The 18,515-nt window shown below is 37.7% G+C and carries 14 protein-coding genes, 1 tRNA gene and 1 pseudogene; 5 read left to right on the top strand and 11 right to left on the bottom strand.

Annotated features, from left to right (window positions below):
• Positions 1-5 precede the first annotated feature (5 nt).
• From RYK20_RS07145 to RYK20_RS07155, 3 genes are all read right to left on the bottom strand, one after another.
• Complete coding sequence (locus RYK20_RS07145) at positions 6-605, bottom strand: hypothetical protein (RefSeq protein ID WP_314894925.1); 600 nt, start codon at positions 603-605, stop codon at positions 6-8.
• 169 nt (positions 606-774) lie between these two features.
• A complete protein-coding gene (locus RYK20_RS07150; RefSeq protein WP_273086664.1) occupies positions 775-1,116 on the bottom strand; it encodes a hypothetical protein in 342 nt (113 codons plus the stop codon).
• A gap of 27 nt (positions 1,117-1,143) precedes the next feature.
• Positions 1,144-1,797 carry an Imm26 family immunity protein gene (locus RYK20_RS07155; RefSeq protein WP_314894926.1) on the bottom strand — a complete coding sequence of 218 codons (654 nt, stop codon included), beginning with the start codon at positions 1,795-1,797 and terminating at the stop codon, positions 1,144-1,146.
• A 165-nt stretch (positions 1,798-1,962) separates the two neighbouring features.
• Between RYK20_RS07155 and RYK20_RS07160 the strand changes: the two genes are divergently transcribed.
• From RYK20_RS07160 to RYK20_RS07180, 5 genes and pseudogenes are all read left to right on the top strand, one after another.
• Positions 1,963-2,427 carry a hypothetical protein gene (locus RYK20_RS07160; protein WP_314894927.1) on the top strand — a complete coding sequence of 155 codons (465 nt, stop codon included), beginning with the start codon at positions 1,963-1,965 and terminating at the stop codon, positions 2,425-2,427.
• 37 nt (positions 2,428-2,464) lie between these two features.
• On the top strand, positions 2,465-3,835 hold the full coding sequence (locus tag RYK20_RS07165; RefSeq protein WP_314894928.1) for a TlpA disulfide reductase family protein: 1,371 nt from the start codon (positions 2,465-2,467) through the stop codon (positions 3,833-3,835).
• A gap of 9 nt (positions 3,836-3,844) precedes the next feature.
• A complete protein-coding gene (locus RYK20_RS07170; protein WP_314894929.1) occupies positions 3,845-5,161 on the top strand; it encodes a DUF389 domain-containing protein in 1,317 nt (438 codons plus the stop codon).
• Between the two features lie 260 nt (positions 5,162-5,421).
• Positions 5,422-5,556 (top strand): annotated as a pseudogene (locus RYK20_RS07175) (SDR family oxidoreductase); the annotation flags it as partial.
• An 85-nt stretch (positions 5,557-5,641) separates the two neighbouring features.
• Positions 5,642-6,022, top strand: coding sequence for a DoxX family protein (locus RYK20_RS07180; RefSeq protein WP_314894930.1), 381 nt, complete (start codon positions 5,642-5,644; stop codon positions 6,020-6,022).
• A 196-nt stretch (positions 6,023-6,218) separates the two neighbouring features.
• On the opposite strand, the gene RYK20_RS07185 is transcribed toward RYK20_RS07180, so the two are convergent.
• From RYK20_RS07185 to folB, 8 genes are all read right to left on the bottom strand, one after another.
• On the bottom strand, positions 6,219-7,004 hold the full coding sequence (locus RYK20_RS07185; protein ID WP_314602988.1) for a DUF481 domain-containing protein: 786 nt from the start codon (positions 7,002-7,004) through the stop codon (positions 6,219-6,221).
• Positions 7,005-7,124: 120 nt separating this feature from the next.
• The gene (locus RYK20_RS07190) at positions 7,125-7,604 is read right to left on the bottom strand and encodes a Dps family protein (RefSeq protein WP_311457428.1); all 480 of its coding nucleotides are present in this window, start codon (positions 7,602-7,604) and stop codon (positions 7,125-7,127) included.
• Between the two features lie 156 nt (positions 7,605-7,760).
• Positions 7,761-8,045, bottom strand: a complete 285-nt coding sequence (locus RYK20_RS07195; protein ID WP_314894931.1) for a SemiSWEET family transporter — start codon at positions 8,043-8,045, stop codon at positions 7,761-7,763.
• An 82-nt stretch (positions 8,046-8,127) separates the two neighbouring features.
• Positions 8,128-12,072, bottom strand: a complete 3,945-nt coding sequence (locus RYK20_RS07200; RefSeq protein ID WP_314894932.1) for a reprolysin-like metallopeptidase — start codon at positions 12,070-12,072, stop codon at positions 8,128-8,130.
• A 44-nt stretch (positions 12,073-12,116) separates the two neighbouring features.
• The gene (locus RYK20_RS07205; RefSeq protein ID WP_314894933.1) at positions 12,117-17,384 is read right to left on the bottom strand and encodes a reprolysin-like metallopeptidase; all 5,268 of its coding nucleotides are present in this window, start codon (positions 17,382-17,384) and stop codon (positions 12,117-12,119) included.
• A 183-nt stretch (positions 17,385-17,567) separates the two neighbouring features.
• Complete coding sequence (locus RYK20_RS07210) at positions 17,568-17,948, bottom strand: hypothetical protein (RefSeq protein ID WP_297980491.1); 381 nt, start codon at positions 17,946-17,948, stop codon at positions 17,568-17,570.
• Positions 17,949-17,977: 29 nt separating this feature from the next.
• Positions 17,978-18,048 (bottom strand) — tRNA-Cys (locus RYK20_RS07215).
• A 47-nt stretch (positions 18,049-18,095) separates the two neighbouring features.
• Positions 18,096-18,449: a dihydroneopterin aldolase gene (gene folB / locus RYK20_RS07220; RefSeq protein WP_297980488.1), complete on the bottom strand. Its 354-nt coding sequence runs from the start codon at positions 18,447-18,449 to the stop codon at positions 18,096-18,098.
• Positions 18,450-18,515 lie beyond the last annotated feature (66 nt).

The following is an 18,515-nucleotide window of genomic DNA, read 5'->3' on the forward strand; positions in this document are numbered from 1 at the left end:
TAATCCTACCATTCAATATTTTCTAACTCATCAATAGGTAACTTCATTGCTTTATATTTAGAAATGGATAGTTCCTTTATGTAATCAAAATCCTCTTTTCTATTTAAGTATTTTAAAATACACAAGGCTTGTAGTGCATTTTTATTTTCTACATTCCAGTGAACTAAAAAATCCCAATCACAGGCTTTTGGTGTCCATATCTGCCCTTTCTCGAAAAGTGTGATAAGTTCATCCCTATATAAGTCTATTTCCGAACTATCGTAGAGGTAACAATTTTGTACTTTTGCTGTTTGAAAAAAGGGGTCTATATCTCTCCAATTATAAACACCCCCTATTATGGGAGCTTTCTTTTTAATGTTTTTAAGCAATCTCTTTTTCAATTGATCGGGAATATCTCGCTTTTCTATGGATTTTTGTTGTACCTGATTGCTTATATGGGCTATTTCCTTTTGGAGTATTGAGAGAGAAATATCCAACAAATAATAATCCTCTCCTGCCTTTCTTCTCACATCAAAGAAATAACCATAAGAAAGTGATATATCATTTTTCAGAATACCCATATAAGCCTTATAGGTATCATCAAAGTACAAATCAACTTCTTGCATCTTATCTTCTAATTTTATCAAGGATAGTTTCCATCATACAAATGTTATTCGGGTAATAGACTCTATTGTTTATATTATTCCGTTGGTTGCTCAACACTTTCTACATTTTTACTATAAATTTTTATTCAAGATACTTTTTACTTGATATTGCTGTTCTGCCTTAGTCTCACTACCATCTGTAATCATCTAATAAGCCGTCTGCGGTTCGGTATTTTGTAAAGAAAGTTACATAATGGTCATATACCTTCAAATCAAACAACTTACTATTATTGTATTTTAGGCACAACTGATATTCGCTTATTTCTCGTTCTATCTCATCAGCCAATAGGATACTAAAAGCATCAATACATTCTTGATATTCTTTGCATAAGGTAATCAGCGCCTCACTCAATGAATTTTCTATGAGTCGTGCCCTATAACAATAAGCTACTGAGGGAATAGCTTCTATATGATCAATCAAAGCATAATCCCCTTTTGTTGGAGAGATTATATAATCGGTTTTTTTCCTCATCTGTTACCTATTTATGCACTCCTTATTTTATCCTTTTATCAAATCTTTTCCTTTCAGCGCTCCCTCTATCTTTGCTATTTGATCTTCAAATACCATTTTTGGATATCTTTCAGCTTCTTCACCACTGATAGGTTCTCCATCCCCTTGTTGTCCCAATTTTACTTTCCGATAATTATTAGGTAATCCATAATGATAGTACTGTGTATCGAAAAAGGAGCTTTTATAGTTAGGTGTTTGATGGATAACCACTACATTCCATCTTTTATAATCCGAAGGAGTTACAAATATAGGAGCAAATAAATAGCCTGCTTGTTCTATTTCCTCTCGGTAAGCTTTGTTTTCTGAATAGTAAGCGAATACTTCACTGAGGTACCACATAGGTGTCTCTAATAAGATAATTCGAGAAAAAGCATACCCTCCTCTTCTTAGTGGAATAGCACATATATCCCCTACTGTATATTTCCTTTGCTTTTTCCTCTTGACTATCTTGAATTTGACTTCACTGATTGACTTTTCTTCGCATGCTGAAAAGAGAGCTTCATCTATATTCACCGCAAAAGAAGCATTCAAAACCCCTTGTAATTCCTCTATGGTAGGCTTACGATGTAAGTTCTTTTGGAAATACTGGGAATAGCTTGTCAAGAACTCAAAAACTAAATCCAGAGTCTGGTCATTTATCATTTTATAAAACTCTATATATCAACACACAAAGATATAAAAATAAAATTACCTAAGAAAATAATTCAAAGAAATCTGAAGAAAAAACAAGTGTAGCAATTTACCCATTTTACAAATCTATCATTTAAAAAATATTCGTATATTTGTCTTTTCAATCAAAACAAACCTATGATAAAAAAAATTCTCTTTATTACTCTTTTAGTGATTTCTGTAGGGCTGAATGTAGTACTTATCCGAAAGATGTTTGTAGGCAACACAGTAACTCTTCCTGATGATACCCGTGTAAGTATTGTAGTAAGCCAGTCCAATAGGGATTTTGTTATGCACGAAATGCGTACTTTTGTAGAGGCACTTCAGCAAATTAATTTGGGGATAGAACAAAACGACCCCTCTCTTATTGCCAAGGTAGCCCGAGCTTCGGGAGGTTCGGTAGCTGAACACGCTCCCGCAGGGCTTATCGCTTCATTACCTATAGAATTCAAGACCTTAGGATTTGATACCCACGCCAAGTTTGACGAAATTGCTGAGAGTGCTGAGAAGAATTTTGACCCCAAGCAGACTCACTCACAAGTAACTGAACTCTTAGGTAACTGTGTTGCCTGCCATAAGATGTTCAGAATGGATGTGAAATAGGTAAAAAATAAAATATAAATTAACTAATTAAGATATAATGACAAAAAAAATTATTAGTAGCGCTATTCTGCTAACCTTATTGGCAGGATGTAATGAAAAAAACTCACAAAAGGCTGATTATGCGGTAATCTCTGGAAAGGTTGCTCTCCCCGAAAATCAAAAGGTACAACTCATTCAGGACAACCAAGTTATCAAGGAAATCCCCGTCGCCTCTGATGGTACCTTCCGAGATACCATACGCGTGCTCTCAGAGAATCATTTCTACTATCTTTTTGAGAACCCTTCCCTCCTACTCCCTATCTACTTGGATAAGGGAACACATCTAGAGCTTGCTCTTAATCAAGACCTCTCTAAAGTGAATCTTCTATCAGGGATACAATCCGATCAAACAAAATATTTGATAGAAAAAACCGCCTTTGCTAATAGTAAAATCTTCAGATCCGACGGCGAACTCTTCAGGCAGGAGCCTCAAGAGTTTAAGAAAAACCTCAAAACATACTTCAGCGAACTGGAAGCCAAGCTAAAAAGCTATAATTTGGACGAAAATTTTGTAAAAAGCCAACAAAAATGGATTAAATACAAGCAAATTGAGTGCTTAATGGACTATCCTAGCTCTTATAACTATTTTCTAGGCAAAGACCCTGTACTCCCAACCGATTTCTATACCGAGAGAGATGCTATAGATTTTGACAATGCACAGGAATACGATACTGAAGAGTCCTACAGAGATCTAGTACAAAGGAAATATTATGAACAATTAGGTGATGCTAGCAATCCTGAGCAATTAGAACATTTTATTCAGATAGTTTCGGCTCTCAAATCCGAAAATATCCGTGCCGATTTTGCTAAAAGTATGGCTCCTCTTATTAACCCAAACAATCCCAAGAATAAGATAATCCTTGATTTTGTTCTAAACAATATAAAAGAAGAAAAAATAAGGCAAGTCGTTCAAGATATCTATGACCAATCTGAAAGATTGGCTTCAGGAAAGCCTTCTCCTGTATTTAATAACTATGAAAATGCTAAAGGAGGCACTACTTCTCTCTCCGACCTGAAAGGAAAATTCGTCTATGTAGATGTATGGGCTACTTGGTGCCGACCTTGTATCGGAGAAATCCCTGTCTTAAAAGAATTACAGAACAAGTTCAAGGGTAAGAATATTGAATTTGTAAGTATTTCTGTTGATGAGAATCGAGAAGCTTGGCTTAAAACGATCAAAGAAAAAGAACTCAAGGGAGTACAATTATTATCCGACAAAAGTTTTGACTCTCAATTCGTCCGAGAATATGGCATCACTGAAATTCCTGTTTTTATACTCCTTGATAAGGAAGGAAAAATCATTAATGCCAATGCGCCTCGCCCTTCCGACCCTGAAATAGAAAAAATATTAGAAAATCTTATCAAATAGTAATTAGTTATGAGCTTCTTTAAAGACCTCTTCAACCTACATCAGGGAGAAGAAAAAAAGGAAAAAGTTATAGAGGATATTATCAGTAATATTTCTTTCCGTGGATCCAACCTATGGATTTTAGCCTGCGCAATCCTCATTGCTTCCATCGGGCTGAATGTCAATTCTACAGCAGTTATCATAGGGGCTATGCTTATTTCTCCTCTTATGGGGCCTATCGTAGGAGCAGGATTTGCACTAGCTACCTACGATTTTGACCTCCTAAAGAAAACAGGACGTAGCCTATTCATCGCTACTGTGGTAAGCCTTATTGTATCGTTTGTCTATTTCTATATAAGCCCATTTAAGGATGCCCAATCAGAGTTATTAGCCCGCACTTCCCCTACTATTTATGATGTACTCATAGCCTTTGTAGGTGGAGTGGTAGGGGCTATCTCCCTTACCCGTCAGGAGAAAGGAAACCCTATCCCAGGAGTGGCTATTGCTACCGCCCTAATGCCTCCACTATGTACTGCTGGGTTTGGATTGGCTACAGGGAATCTTAGTTTCTTCTTGGGGGCTTTCTACCTATATAGTATCAATTGCTTCTTTATTGGCATTGCTACTTTCTTGATTATCAAATACCTGAAATACAAACCCAAGAACACAGGCAATGAGGTGCTTAATAAGCGTTTGCACTATGTAATCACTTCTTTGGTTATGCTGATTATCACTCCCAGCTTATATCTGGCTTATACCCTTTTGGAAGAAAAGAAATTCTACCAGAATGTAGATCATTATATCACTGCTGAGTTCGAAAACAGTGGCTATACTATTATTTATAAGAAAATAAACTACAAAACATCCCCTAAAACCCTTGAATTAGCCTTCTTAGACAAGAAATTTACTGAGGACGAACTGAAAACGCTACAAACTAATCTCCAAAACTTTAATATTCTCAATACAGAGCTTATTATCCGTCAAAAAGAATCGGATATTAGTAAGGAAATATTATCGGAAATCAACAAAAACAAGTCTTCTCTCTCCAATAAAGACGTAAAGATAAAGCATCTTACAGAAGAATTGGAGAGTTACAAACCCTCCGATCCTACCTTTGCCAAGGAGGTAAAAGCCCTATTCCCGAACATAGAGGATTTTTACTTTGGAAAGCTCAATAAGCTCTCCCTCAAAGACTCCCTTCAGACGGCTACTATAATGATATACACGCCTAAAAAAGAGATGATAAAAGGCAAAGAAATAACCAAAGAGGTAGATACAACCCGACTACAACACTGGCTGGCTGAGAAGTTCAAAGATAAGGATATAAAGCTGATGCTAAATAACTAGAAAAAAAAATCCCCTTTCCTATAAGGGGATTTTCTTTTTAGCAAGATAGGAAAAGTATTCTGCTAAAAATCACTGTATCTTTGCCCTATAAATACTACCATATGAAACCCATAACCCATAATGACTATACCCAACGTATCAATAAGGTGGTTGCTTATATTAACAATCACTAAGAGGAATCCTTAGACCTAAAGACCCTCGCCGAAGTAGCCATTTATATAAAAGAAAAACAGTTGAAAACTTTGTAATTCAAAAACAACAAGGAAATCTACCCTTTGTAGCATATCGGAACCCCTCAGGATATCGCCCAAGTAGCTGTATTCCTTGCCAGCGACAATGCCTCATGGATTACAGGAACTATATTAGCAGTTGATGGAGGGCTTACAACGAATTAATAGACATTAATCTTTAATTACCTTAAGTTAATTTTCCATTGGATAAAAAAACATATCTTTGCACCAAAATTCAATTTAGTATTTTATGAACAGTAAAACGAGAAAAATTATTAGTTACATCCTTTCAGGATTGGTAACTCTTATTTTTGTAGGAACAGGAGTGATGAAATTTACAGGAGGAGAACAAAATGCTCAAATAGCCGAGTTGGTAGGAGAGGCTTCTACTCTCTATCTTTTAGGTGGATTACAGATATTCTTTGCCGTACTTTTCTTGATTCCTCGCACTGCTGTAGTAGGCTTTTTACTTATGGCTTGCTATATGGCAGGAGCTATAGCCACCCACTTGGTCATCAAAGAGTCCTTCATCCCACAAATGACTATTGAAACTCTTATTTGGGTAACCGGATTTGTACGTTTTTCTGAATTAAGCCAAAGGCTCTGTGGTTGTGGTAGTTGTAATAAATAATCACCAAAAGAGGTTACCCAGTTTGGTAACCTCTTTTAAAAGATAAATAATTTGTGATATATTTAACATAATGACGCTTGCTTTTTACAAAACAACATAGTATATTTGCAATTTGAATCACTATCAGTCACTGTTTCTGTATTAAGTTACAAATCAAACACTTCCTATTTTCCATTCCCTATAAAACTATCCTTTATTAAAAAGACAAAAACACCCCTCCTGTGAAAACAGTATATCCCTTCTTAACAGGAACTATAGGGCGGGTATGATAAATATACTGGTAGGAGAGCCATACTCCAAAATGCTCTGTTACATTGTGCTTCAAGTCAAGAGCCATTGCCCAACGAGGATTTACAATGTTACTATCCAAGCGGTTATGCAGATAAGCACTAGCCGTCAGCCTCCATTTTTCAGCAAAGCGAAAATGAAAACCTGAATAAAGCTGTGATTTGATACTCCTTTGTTGTTTCTCCCCTGTAAAAGTATGAGGTTCAGGCACTCCGTTATGGTTCCACTTCTCATACTCCCAAAAAGCCCCTACTCCTGTTGTCCAAGTAAGAAGCTCAGTATGTAAGATACGAAAACGGGACTGTAACCCTCCGGCAAGCTTCAAGAGCAATCCTCTAGAGGGAGACCATACTGATTCAAAAAAGGGATATACTTCTGCCCGCTTATGGAACAAATAGCGATATTCCCCGTGTATATAACCATTATTCACATTGGTCTGTGAGCCGGACTGAATCATTTCCACCTGATTGATAAAGGTGATAGCCTTTTTCTTATTAATCAGGAAACTAATATTAGCATTATTTTTTAGCTGAAAGAAATTTTCTTTCTCCGTTTTAAAGTTGAATTCTGGAGCAATTGTTCCTTGTAAAATACGAGTGGTATCTATCACCGTAGCCATACTTTCCGTAAAGATAATTTGGCTTCTCCCCACCATTGAAAACAGAAGTAAAAATAAATAAAAAAATCGCTTCATTATTATAAGAATTTATATGTCTGCAAAAGTAAAAACCTTTCTTAAAACGAACAAATTTTTAACAAAAAAAAGCGATCCGACTAATAGGAGATCGCCTTTTCATAATAACATCAGTGAATATTAGATACTTTCACTTAGGTAAGACTTAAGCATCCATAAGTTTTTCTCTTGTTCTACAATCAAGTCACTTACCAAGGTATTGGTTCCTTCATCATTGATTTCGTCTGATAAGCTTAGTAATTCTCTCTCTAAAGGAAGCAAGGCTATAATACTATCTACAATCAAGCGAACAGCTTTATCATCATCAGAAACATTTTCCCCTACAGGAATAGTAGCGTGCTTTACATAGCTAGCTAGCGTATTGAAAGGAACACCTCCAAGGGTGAGAATACGTTCTGCTATCTGATCCACTTGTTCTTGAGCTGCATTATAAAGCTCTTCAAACTTTACGTGCAATTCAAAGAAACGCTTCCCTTTGATATTCCAGTGTACTCCACGAAGATTCTGATAGTAAGTTTGATAATTAGAAAGTAAGACATTCAATACTTCTATTTCTTTTTCTACTTTGGCTTTATCAAGCCCTAAACTATTAATACTCATAATTTTTAAACTTTAAGATTTCAACACTGCAAAGATATATCATTTCACCTAGTAAGCCTACTATTTTCTATCTTTTTTCTCTATTTACAAATAGAAAAATTCAATATAAAATTTACACACTATAGAAAAATACTATATCTTTGAATTATTCTTCTCTTAAAATAAAGCGGTAAAAGCAGCTGTAAATCCTAAGAAAATACCAGGAGCATTGGCAAGAGCCACCGGATAATCTCTTTCTTTCTTGAACAAGGCATAAATAACCCACAGCGTACAGTTAACTCCTGCTACCATTGGCTGAATCCAAGGACCTGTTGCATCGCCCCAAGTCGCTTTAATCTGGTCAATATAGGCTACATACATCCCCACTGCTGCCACTGTAGCAACCCAACCTAGAATCGTAATGAATTTTGAACTTTCGTTTGTATTTTCTCTCTTATCCATTTTATTAAGATTTATTATTTGTGGCAAATATATTACTTTTTTACTAGAAAACAAATATTTTTCTTATTTTTTATAGCCTTTATCATTTTACATACAGAAATCCTTTTTTCAGCTGTTGTACTCCCTTGTAATAATAATATAGCAAATAGAAATAAGTACCCTGTGAAACTCTACTGCCTTTTCCTACTACTCCATTAACATTTGAATAACCCTTAAAATATTCATCATTCTTCTGATATTGTTCCGATTCATACACCTTGAGTCCCATTTCATTATAAATTTGCAAATGAATAGGCTTGCCTTCATCTGTATGCACTACTTTGAAATAATTCTCTCCTCCTACCTCTACAGAAACCCCATTATAGACCTTTACTTCTTCTCTCTCGGGAGTAACCTCTGGCACAGGTTGGGGTTCCGGAATAGGATTCGGAGTTGGAGGTAAAGGCTTTGGCTCTGGAGTTGGGGTTGGAGTAGGTTCTGGTTCAGGCTTAGGTTCAGGCTTAGAAGTGATAGTAATTATTTGGGTATGGCTTACCTGATTCCCACAAGCATCGGTAGCTGTCCAACTATAAATAACCTTACTAAGCTTTCCTGCCGTCTTTTCTTCTTGTTGAGACAAAGTTACTTCTGCTGTTCCACAAGTATCTGTAGCGATAAGAGTAGCCTGTACAGGAACTGCTTGTCCCTCCTCTATTGTCAAAGACTCAGGAAGGGTTCCTACAAATACAGGAGCTTGTTTATCTTCTACTCTTATCTCCTGAGTATAACTAATAGATGAAACACAAGGATCACTTACTGTGAATATACGCTCGAGAAGATAAGTATTTGCACAGCTTTTTCCCTTGATTTCTTCCTTATAAGTAATGCTAGGAGCACAGCCTCCCTTCACTGTAGGATAGACCACCGATGGCAAAGGTTGCCCACAAGAGAGCGTTATATTCTGTGGGGTAGTAACGAAAGTCAAAGGTTCAGGAGTCGATTCAGGCTTAGGAGTAATAGTAATTATTTGGGTATGGTTTACCTGATTTCCACAAGCATCGGTAGCTGTCCAACTATAAATAACCTTACTGAGCTTTCCTGCTGTCTTTTCTTCTTGTCGAGACGAAGTTACTTCTGCCGTTCCACAACTATCTGTAGCGGTAAGAGTAGCCTGTACAGGAACTGCTTGCCCCTCCTCTATTGTCAAAGACTGAGGAAGGGTTCCTACAAATACAGGAGCTTCTTTATCTTCTACTTTTATCAGTTGTTGAAACTCAATCGCTCCACAGCTTCCCTTAGCGGAATAAGTTCGTAGAATGGTATAAGAGCCTGAACATTGTGATGGCAGCCTGACATCCTTATGAATTATAGGAACAGGTAAGCAACCTCCTTCCACTTGTAACTCTGCCACTGCAGGGAATGGTTGTGAGCAAGATATGGTTATTTCTGCAGGAGGCAAAGAGCTTGGTACCCATCGTAAAGGTTCCAAAGCAGGAGCGGCCTCCTCATCTATAGTAATGGTTTGTATATAACGGTTTTGATTTCCTGAATGATCCTCTGCAAACCAAGCGTATTCTACCTTTATTTTCTTTCCCTTGGCATCATATATAGGTGTCTCGCTGGAATCTACTTTTACTATTCCCTCGCAGTTATCTGTAGCGGTAAGCGTCTGTCTGAAAGGAATTTCTGATTCACTTTTTACAGTCATACTCTTAGGGTAAGAGGAGAATTCTGGTTTTTGGGTATCCTTCTGAATAATGTATTGGGTATGCTTAACAGGGAGCGCATCTGGTGCATAGGCTGTCCAAGTTCGTGTAGTCCGATAAAAATTTGTATCTCCCTCGGCTGTTTCTTCTTGATAGTCTATCTGGATATGTTGGCTTCCTTGTGCTTGCAATTCTGCTTTAGGAGGAATAGCATTTGCACATTGTATATGTAGGTCTTTGGGGAGTTCTCCTACAAACTGTAATTGCTTAGTAATAGGCTCCTGTTCATAATACAAATATTGTTCAAAAGTAGCCTTATTCTTACACTTATCAGTAGCTACCCAACGACGTAGCAAGTAGGTTGTATGCTCCTCTTCTGTTGTGGTTATAGTAGTTTTTCTGTCCCCACAAGTACTTTTAGCTGTAACATTGGCTCTTTGAGGAATATTTTCTTTTTTAACCGTAATTACAGGTTCAGGCAGATTACTAAATGTAATATCGCCCGTACGAGTATCCAAATAAGGATATCTACTAACACTAGTAGCAAATGCAATATGGTCAATGACTTCTATTTTAAAATATCCTTTCACAAAAGCTCCACTTTTTACCTGAGGGAAGATAACTGTAGCTTGCCCACTATTAGGAATACCATCGGCTAAGATGTATGGGAAAGTATTTCCATCCTCATCTGAAAGAAGAATACGTACTTTACTTCCCTCTCCAAAGATTTTTTTATCCACATCCCAGCTTATAGAAACCTCTCCTCCACGAGTATATCTGGAATTGCCCTTAGGGGTAACACTTTTAATTCTGAAAGGTGTTCCTTCTATTACATTCACTTGGGTTTGATATACATCATAAAGCGGAGCGTGTAGCTTTCCATTCTTTATGCCTCCTTTTACGCCATCAGTTACCCCTAGCCAAAAGGTATATGTTCCTGTTTCCGACTCATTGGGGAATTTATAAGGAACAGGCTTCCATTCATTTGTTCGCTTATCGATGATATAAGGACGATAGAAAGTAATCTCATTATTGGCAGTAGGGCGATAAGAAGGGAATCGCGCTTTACCTTCTCCCCCTATATCTGCTTGGTGAACCATATAGGACAAAGCATCTCCGTCAGGGTCTTGTGCTTCTATCTTGAATTGAAAATAAGTGTTGGGGGGTAAAGTATAGCTCTTTTTGTACTTAGCACGATTGATAATAGGGGCTTTATTCTCTGTCGGAATCCCATAAGGAATATTTCGCTGAGGCAAACCTACCCTCTCAGTACGAGCTCTATCGGTGTAATAAGCAGGATTGAGGCTTGCTCTCTTACGGATAATATATAAAGACGGAAGAGAAAAATACGTTCCTTTGGGGTCATTGATATAACTCATTATGGAATTACCAAGATCAGGTTCTGTAAAAGTAGTTGCTGTATATCCACCTATGGTATAAGTATGAGGAGACGCCATTAGGTGCCCTAATTCGTGAAGAATAATATAGAATTCTGTATTGGCGATACAGCTTCCTTTGTAACGACCATAGAGTTCGCCTAAGAAAGCCAAGCCTCGATTGTCCTTGTATTTGGAGAAACCTATACCTACATCATAGTTAGCTTCTCCTATAAGGTTATTAATATCATTGGTGATACGACCCAATACGGTATTAACCCTAAGGTCATCATATAGTTCTTTTTCTTTAGTATCACGAATAAGACGGTCGTCATCAATAAGCTCAAACCGATAACCTAATTCCTGACCGCACACTTCATTAAGCCCAGCCTCTACCTGAGCCATAAAGTTCTTTATACGAGCTCTATCTTCTTGGAATACACTGTGGTAATAGCTATAATCAATCAGCATTGCTAATCGGAAGACCCTCATTACGTTGGTATTATAGAACAGACGGGAGTTTGTTTCTTCTTTATCTGCCAGTGCCACCCTTTGTAGAGTAGTTTTAGGTTGCAAAGAGGCTTCACAATCCCCATTTTCACACGTAGCACAGCTGATTTTAGTGTCTTCTGAGCTGATTTTTACCCTTCCATTTTCAGTGGAAATGAAATAAGTATGTCCTTTATGCCATATTTCGCCTGAAAGGAGTTGCTTATCCATAGAAATACTTCCTGCAAAGGTATCTTTATCATATGCCACAAAGGTACGAAATCCCTTTTTGGTAAATGTATTCTCTCGTTCATACCATTGGAGCGAGATACTTTCTCCATTAGGAGCCGATACGCTCCATTGGATAGGTGTTTTTTGAGAGAAAAGCGCAATAACATCATTTATTCCCTCTTGTGCTTTTACTAACGAAAAACTAACACATCCTAATAGAATTAGGTAATAACGAATGGTCTTCATTATTTATTAAAATTTAGCTTGTTAGATAAATTATGATTTAGGTATTATTTTACATACAAAAATCCCTTTTTCAGCTGTTGTACTCCCTTGTAATAATAATATAGCAAATAGAAATAAGTACCCTGTGAAACTCTACTGCCTTTTCCTACTACTCCATTAACATTTGAATAACCCTTAAAATATTCATCATTCTTCTGATATTGTTCCGATTCATACACCTTGAGTCCCATTTCATTATAAATTTGCAAATGAATAGGCTTGCCTTCATCTGTATGCACTACTTTGAAATAATTCTCTCCTCCTACCTCTACAGAAACCCCATTATAGACCTTTACTTCTTCTCTCTCGGGAGTAACCTCTGGCACAGGTTGGGGTTCCGGAATAGGATTCGGAGTTGGAGGTAAAGGCTTTGGCTCTGGAGTTGGGGTTGGAGTCGGTTCTGGTTCAGGCTTAGGTTCAGGCTTAGGAGTAATACTAATTATTTGGGTATGCCTTACCTGATTTCCACAAGCATCGGTAGCTGTCCAACTATAAATAACCTTGCTGAGCTTTCCTGCCGTCTTTTCTTCTTGTCGAGACGAAATTACTTCTGCTGTTCCACAATTATCTGTAGCCGTAAGGGTAGCCTGTACAGGAACCGCTTGCTCCTCTTGTATTGTCAATGACTGAGGAAGCGTTCCTACAAATACAGGGGCTTCTTTATCTTCTACTCTTATCTCTTGAGTATAACTAATAGATGAAACACAAGTATCACTTACTGTGAATATACGCTCGAGAAGATAAGTATTTGCACAGCTTTTTCCCTTGATTTCTTCCTTATAAGTAATGCTAGGAGCACAGCCTCCCTTCACTGTAGGATAGACCACCGATGGCAAAGGTTGCCCACAAGAGAGCGTTATATTCTGAGGGGTAGTAACGAAGGTCAAAGGCTCTGGAGTCGGTTCAGGCTTAGGAGTAATACTAATTATTTGGGTATGACTTACCTGATTCCCACAAGCATCGGTAGCTGTCCAACTATAAATAACCTTACTAAGCTTTCCTGCTGTCTTTTCTTCTCGTCGAGACGAAGTTACTTCTGCTGTTCCACAACTATCTGTAGCCGTAAGGGTTGCCTGTACAGGAACTGCTTGCCCCTCCTCTATTGTCAAAGACTGAGGAAGTGTTCCTACAAATACAGGGGCTTCTTTATCTTCTACTCTTATCTCTTGAGTATAACTAATAGATGAAACACAAGTATCACTTACTGTGAATATACGCTCGAGAAGATAAGTATTTGCACAGCTTTTTCCCTTGATTTCTTCCTTATAAGTAATGCTAGGAGCACAGCCTCCCTTCACTGTAGGATAGACCACCGATGGCAAAGGTTGCCCACAAGAGAGCGTTATATTCTGAGGGGTAGTAACGAAGGTCAAAGGCTCTGGAGTCGGTTCAGGCTTAGGAGTAATACTAATTATTTGGGTATGACTTACCTGATTCCCACAAGCATCGGTAGCTGTCCAACTATAAATAACCTTACTGAGCTTTCCTCCTGTCTTTTCTTCTTGTCGAGATGAAGTTACTTCTGCCGTTCCACAATTATCTGTAGCTGTAAGGGTAGCTTGTACAGGAACCGGTTGTCCTTCTTCTATTGTCAATGACTGAGGAAGGGTTCCTACAAATACAGGAGCTTCTTTATCCTCTACTTTTATCTCTTGAGTATAACTAATAGATGAAACACAGGTATCACTTACTGTGAATATACGCTCGAGAAGATAAGTATTTGCACAGCTTTTTCCCTTCATTTCTTCCTTATAAGTAATGCTAGGAGCACAGCCCCCCTTCACTGTAGGATAAACGACTGATGGCAAAGGTTGCCCACAAGAGAGCGTTATATTCTGTGGGGTAGTAATGAAAGTCAAAGGTTCCTTAGGTTCTTCACTTCCTTGAATCGTAAAACCTCCTCCATTCTTAGGGTTATAATTGGTCATAGCAAAGGCTATTCCATCAACAACCTCTATTTTGATGACTCCTGCAGGTACTTTTAAAGAAGTTTCCCCATAGATAATCTTCCCTATCGAAAGATTAGGAAGAGTAAGTTCATAGCTTCCATTATTATCAATATTTTCTGCCAAAGTGTATTTGAACGTTTTTCCCAAATCATCAGAAAGGAGGATACGTACTTTTGTTCCCTTAAAGATATCATTATCTACGCTCCAAGTAAGAGAAAGCTTGTCTCCTACCTTGTAGTTCTTCCCTATAGTCTGTGTAGTTACGTGAAAAGGAATACCTTCCTTCACAGTTACTTTGGTCTCTGCTAGGTCATATTGTACTATATAATCCTCATTTTGTTCTGGGAGGGCATCACTTACCCCTAACCAGAAAGTAAAAGTACCAGCCTGCTGATGAGGTGTCCAGCTATTAGCAATCTCATTTCCCGTTTTCAAGCTATAAGCTCTACTAAAAGTAACAGGTTCCCTCTCAGAGGGCTTTACAATGGCATACTGAGCAATTGAGACTTCTTCTCCCAATCGCACATCTCGTTGCTGAACCATATAGAGTAATTGTGAGCTATCAGGATCCGTAGCAGGAATATGGAATTGGAAATAGGTATCCTTAGGAATTGTATAGGTTTTCTTAATTTTTGTAGCATCAATCTTAGGAGGGTTAGAGGCAAAAGTAATTCCCCTCTTATAGGGTGCTTGAAGAAGTTTCTCACGAATTCTCTGAATACTAGAGAGAGAGAAGAACTCTCTTTCTACCCCGTGGCTCATTATAGACTGCCCTCTATCATATTCTGTCTTTTCACTAGCAGGATCTGAGACCGAGCCACTGAAAGTATGTCTTGCCCCAAAAAGATGTCCTATTTCGTGAGCAATAACATCCTTAGTAGGGGTAGCCACTGCAGCCCCTTTATCCGAAGCTCGATAGCCTCCATCTATAATTGCAAGTCCTCGTATGCCTCGAGAAGAAGTATAAGAAATAGAAATCCCTATATCATAATTTTCTTCTCCAATAAGATCGTTGATTACTTGAGTAGAAAGCCCCACCACATAACTTGAATTATGGCTTATTTTAAATTTCTCTTCACTTGGCTCTGTCGTTATCAATCGTTCATCATCAACTAATTCAAACTTCACACCTATATCCCTCATATATACTTTATTGAGAAATGCCTCTGTATCTTTCCAGAATTGCTTTACTTTCTGAATATCCTTTTTGAAAGTTCTACTAAAAGCATTATAAGTGATATACATTGCTAAGCGATATACTCTGAGTGTTGGTGTATTGGCTATTGTAGGTGTAGAGGTTTGTTCTTCTGATTCTTTGTTTATATGAATATACTGAACATAAGAGGACTCCTCTGATTCTTTTCTCGCAATCCAAGTTCTTGTAATCTCATCTTTCTGCTGAGTTTCTTCATAGGATACCTCAACTGGCACCCCTTTATAAGAGGCTGTAACATTGGCTTTTGCAGGTATTTGCTCTCCCTCTTTTAGGGTTACATAATTCTGTTTAGGTAGGTTATGAAAGGTAAGATTACTTTGTACAACCTCTATACCAGCTGTCCATCTATGGTCAGAGATATCGAATACTAAGCCGTCAATAACTTCTATCTTCAGAATTCCTAGTCCTGACACGAAGATACCAGGTACCACAGGGTAATGGTCTGTTTTACCGATAGGTGTCTGTGGCATTACTACTTCACATTCTCCATCATTTTCTGTTGAAGGGACTAAAATATGCTTGTAAGTCTTTCCAAAATCATCAGACAAGGAGATACGTACTTTACTATCCTTCGGGAAAAAGTTGCTGTCTACACTCCATTTCAGTATAAACTTTTCTCCTGTTTTGTATTGAGGCTTCACCTCAGACGTAATCTTGAAGGGAGTGGCTTCTACTACCTTTAATCGGGTCAAATAAGTGTCGTACAAAGGTGCTTGCTTATTGTCAATAGCAGCTTGAACATCTGGCGCATCACTCACAGCAAGGAGCATATGATACGTTCCTACGTTATCAACAGGGTCAGAAGAGGGAATAAGCGCCCCGTTTCCGTCGCCATACTTCTTCATAAAATATAAATTATGGTCTCGTTGTGGTGGACTAACTATGTATCGAGAGGCTTTATCTGATAATTTATAGTCATACTGCACAGAGGTGTAGTATAATTCCTTTTGTTCTATATCGTTTGCATAGATAGGTATTTTGAAATAAGAGCCTTTAGGTAGTAGATACTCCTCTTGCATCTTGTCTTTGTCAATGATGGGTGGTGTATTTTGTGCTTTATGAGTAGGTATATGGGGTTTATCTGCTTTCTTGATGTGTTGTTGCATTTCAATGATATTGGCAAGTCCAAGAAAACTAGTTAGGAAAGGCTCATTATAGCTCACTACCGATTGTCCCAACTGTGGTTCTGCCTTTAAAATGACTAAACCATCAGGAATAGAATACGGGTGATTAGCCCCAAAGAGGTGCCCCATCTCGTGCGCTAAGGTAGTTAGCTCTTGGTCGTGTACCAAAACACTTCCTTTCCACCCGTTGATAGCACCTACTGTAGCCGTTAGCCCTGCTAAATTACCATCTACTTTGTTATACGTAGCCCCAGCATCATAGTTTTCTTCCCCAATAAGGTTATTGATGACCTTAGTAACTGTAAGTACATTGTATATTTCATTAGCTTTCTTAGGGTCGGTGATGATGAGTCGGTCATCTTTCACCATTTTAAAGCGAATACCTACGTCTCTAACAAATATTTCATTGAGAAAAGTTTCTATTTCTGCCCAGAAAGCGTGTATTTTATTTATGTTTTTATCAAACTTATCTGATGCATAATCCTTGTAGCTAATCATTACTGCAAGGCGATACTCTCTGAACACCCCATCGGAAAGGCTTGGCAAATCATAAGAAGTACTTCTATTAGCTGAGCGAAAGCCACTTTGTCCCCTTTGGGTGGTAGCTGTATGCTGAGAATGTGTGCCACATTTCGCCTTAGAGGCTTTCTTTTGGGTTACCACTAAGTTTCCATCATTAGAAATGTTGAGTTCATACCCGTTTTTACCGAATATAGAGCCTTTGAAAGTACCTTTATTATCCATAGAAAGTGTACCTACAAGGGTGTTATTTCCATACCCAACAAAGGTGCGGATACCTTCTTTATCCATTGAGGTAGAGCGCAAATGCCATTCTACCGGAAGAGCTTCCCCAGAAGGGATAGGTATAGACCATTGTATAGGAGAAGGATTAGAAAAAATATGTTCTATATCTGTTATTTGTTGCGCATTTCCGAAGAGAAATCCCAACAGAAACAGAAAGATCGTAGAAGAAAGATATCTCATTTCCTTGATTTCTTAAGATAGCACAAAGTTAGTAAAAAAAATCATAACAAAATTATTTTCTTAATAGATTTATTTTATGAGAGTATATCTTTTTTATACTCTTTTTTCTAGAAATAAAGTAATTAAAATAAAAAAAGACTACCATTTTTCAATGATAGTCTTTAACAACATTAACTTTTAATCTTAGAATATAGACTGTAAATCTTTCTTATACCTAGCAAGCAAGGAACGAGTAATTCCGATATTTGCTTTTGAGGAATCTACCACCAAATATACAAAGTAATTGCCGTTAGGAGCAATATCAATTACGTGTATCTGATTGGTAAGAGTGAAAAGAATATCCTGAATCTTTTCTTTCCCTGCCAATCCTAATATTTCTAGCGCTTTCATTTTTGCTTTTACCACTTCTAGGTTATAAGCAGAGGCTAAATTAGGATCAAAATCAGGTAATGCAGAAGAAGCAATATAGGAAACTCCTGAATTTACCTCAGTTACTGATACAGCAATAAAGCCTGGTACGTTAGCTTTAATATCCTGTACAAATTTTTCTAATACATTTGTCATAAGTATCCTGTTTTTTTATTGCTTAATTGAGGCATCAAGCGGATTCGAACCGCTGTACAAGGTTTTGCAGACCTCTGCCTAGCCACTCGGCCATGATGCCTTTTACAGGGTGCAAATGTAGGGCAAATTTTTCAAGTTCGCAAATAATTAGTCAATTATTTTTACACTTACTTGAGCAACATCGCCTCCCAAAGGAGGGTTTATCTTAGCAACCTCTATTTCCACCTGTTTAATTTGCTGAAATTCAGTCTTTATTACTTGAAGTATTCGCCCCGCAACATTTTCCAATAATTTAGCTCGTATAGCCATCTGTTGTACTATAATCTGATTTAGGCGTACATAATCTATTGTATCTGATAGTTCATCAGATTCGATAGAAGAATGTAAATCTGCCCAAATGGTCAAATCAACCCTATACCAACTTCCTATCTGAGCTTCTTCATTAAGACAACCATGATAGGCATATACCTTGATATCCTTTAGAGAAATACTACTTTTCATCACGATCAATACCTTATCTTTCAGTACAGTTACAACCTCCGATACCTTGGAACATATCTATTCCCA

The organism is uncultured Capnocytophaga sp. (assembly GCF_963525585.1).
GTDB lineage: Bacteria > Bacteroidota > Bacteroidia > Flavobacteriales > Flavobacteriaceae > Capnocytophaga.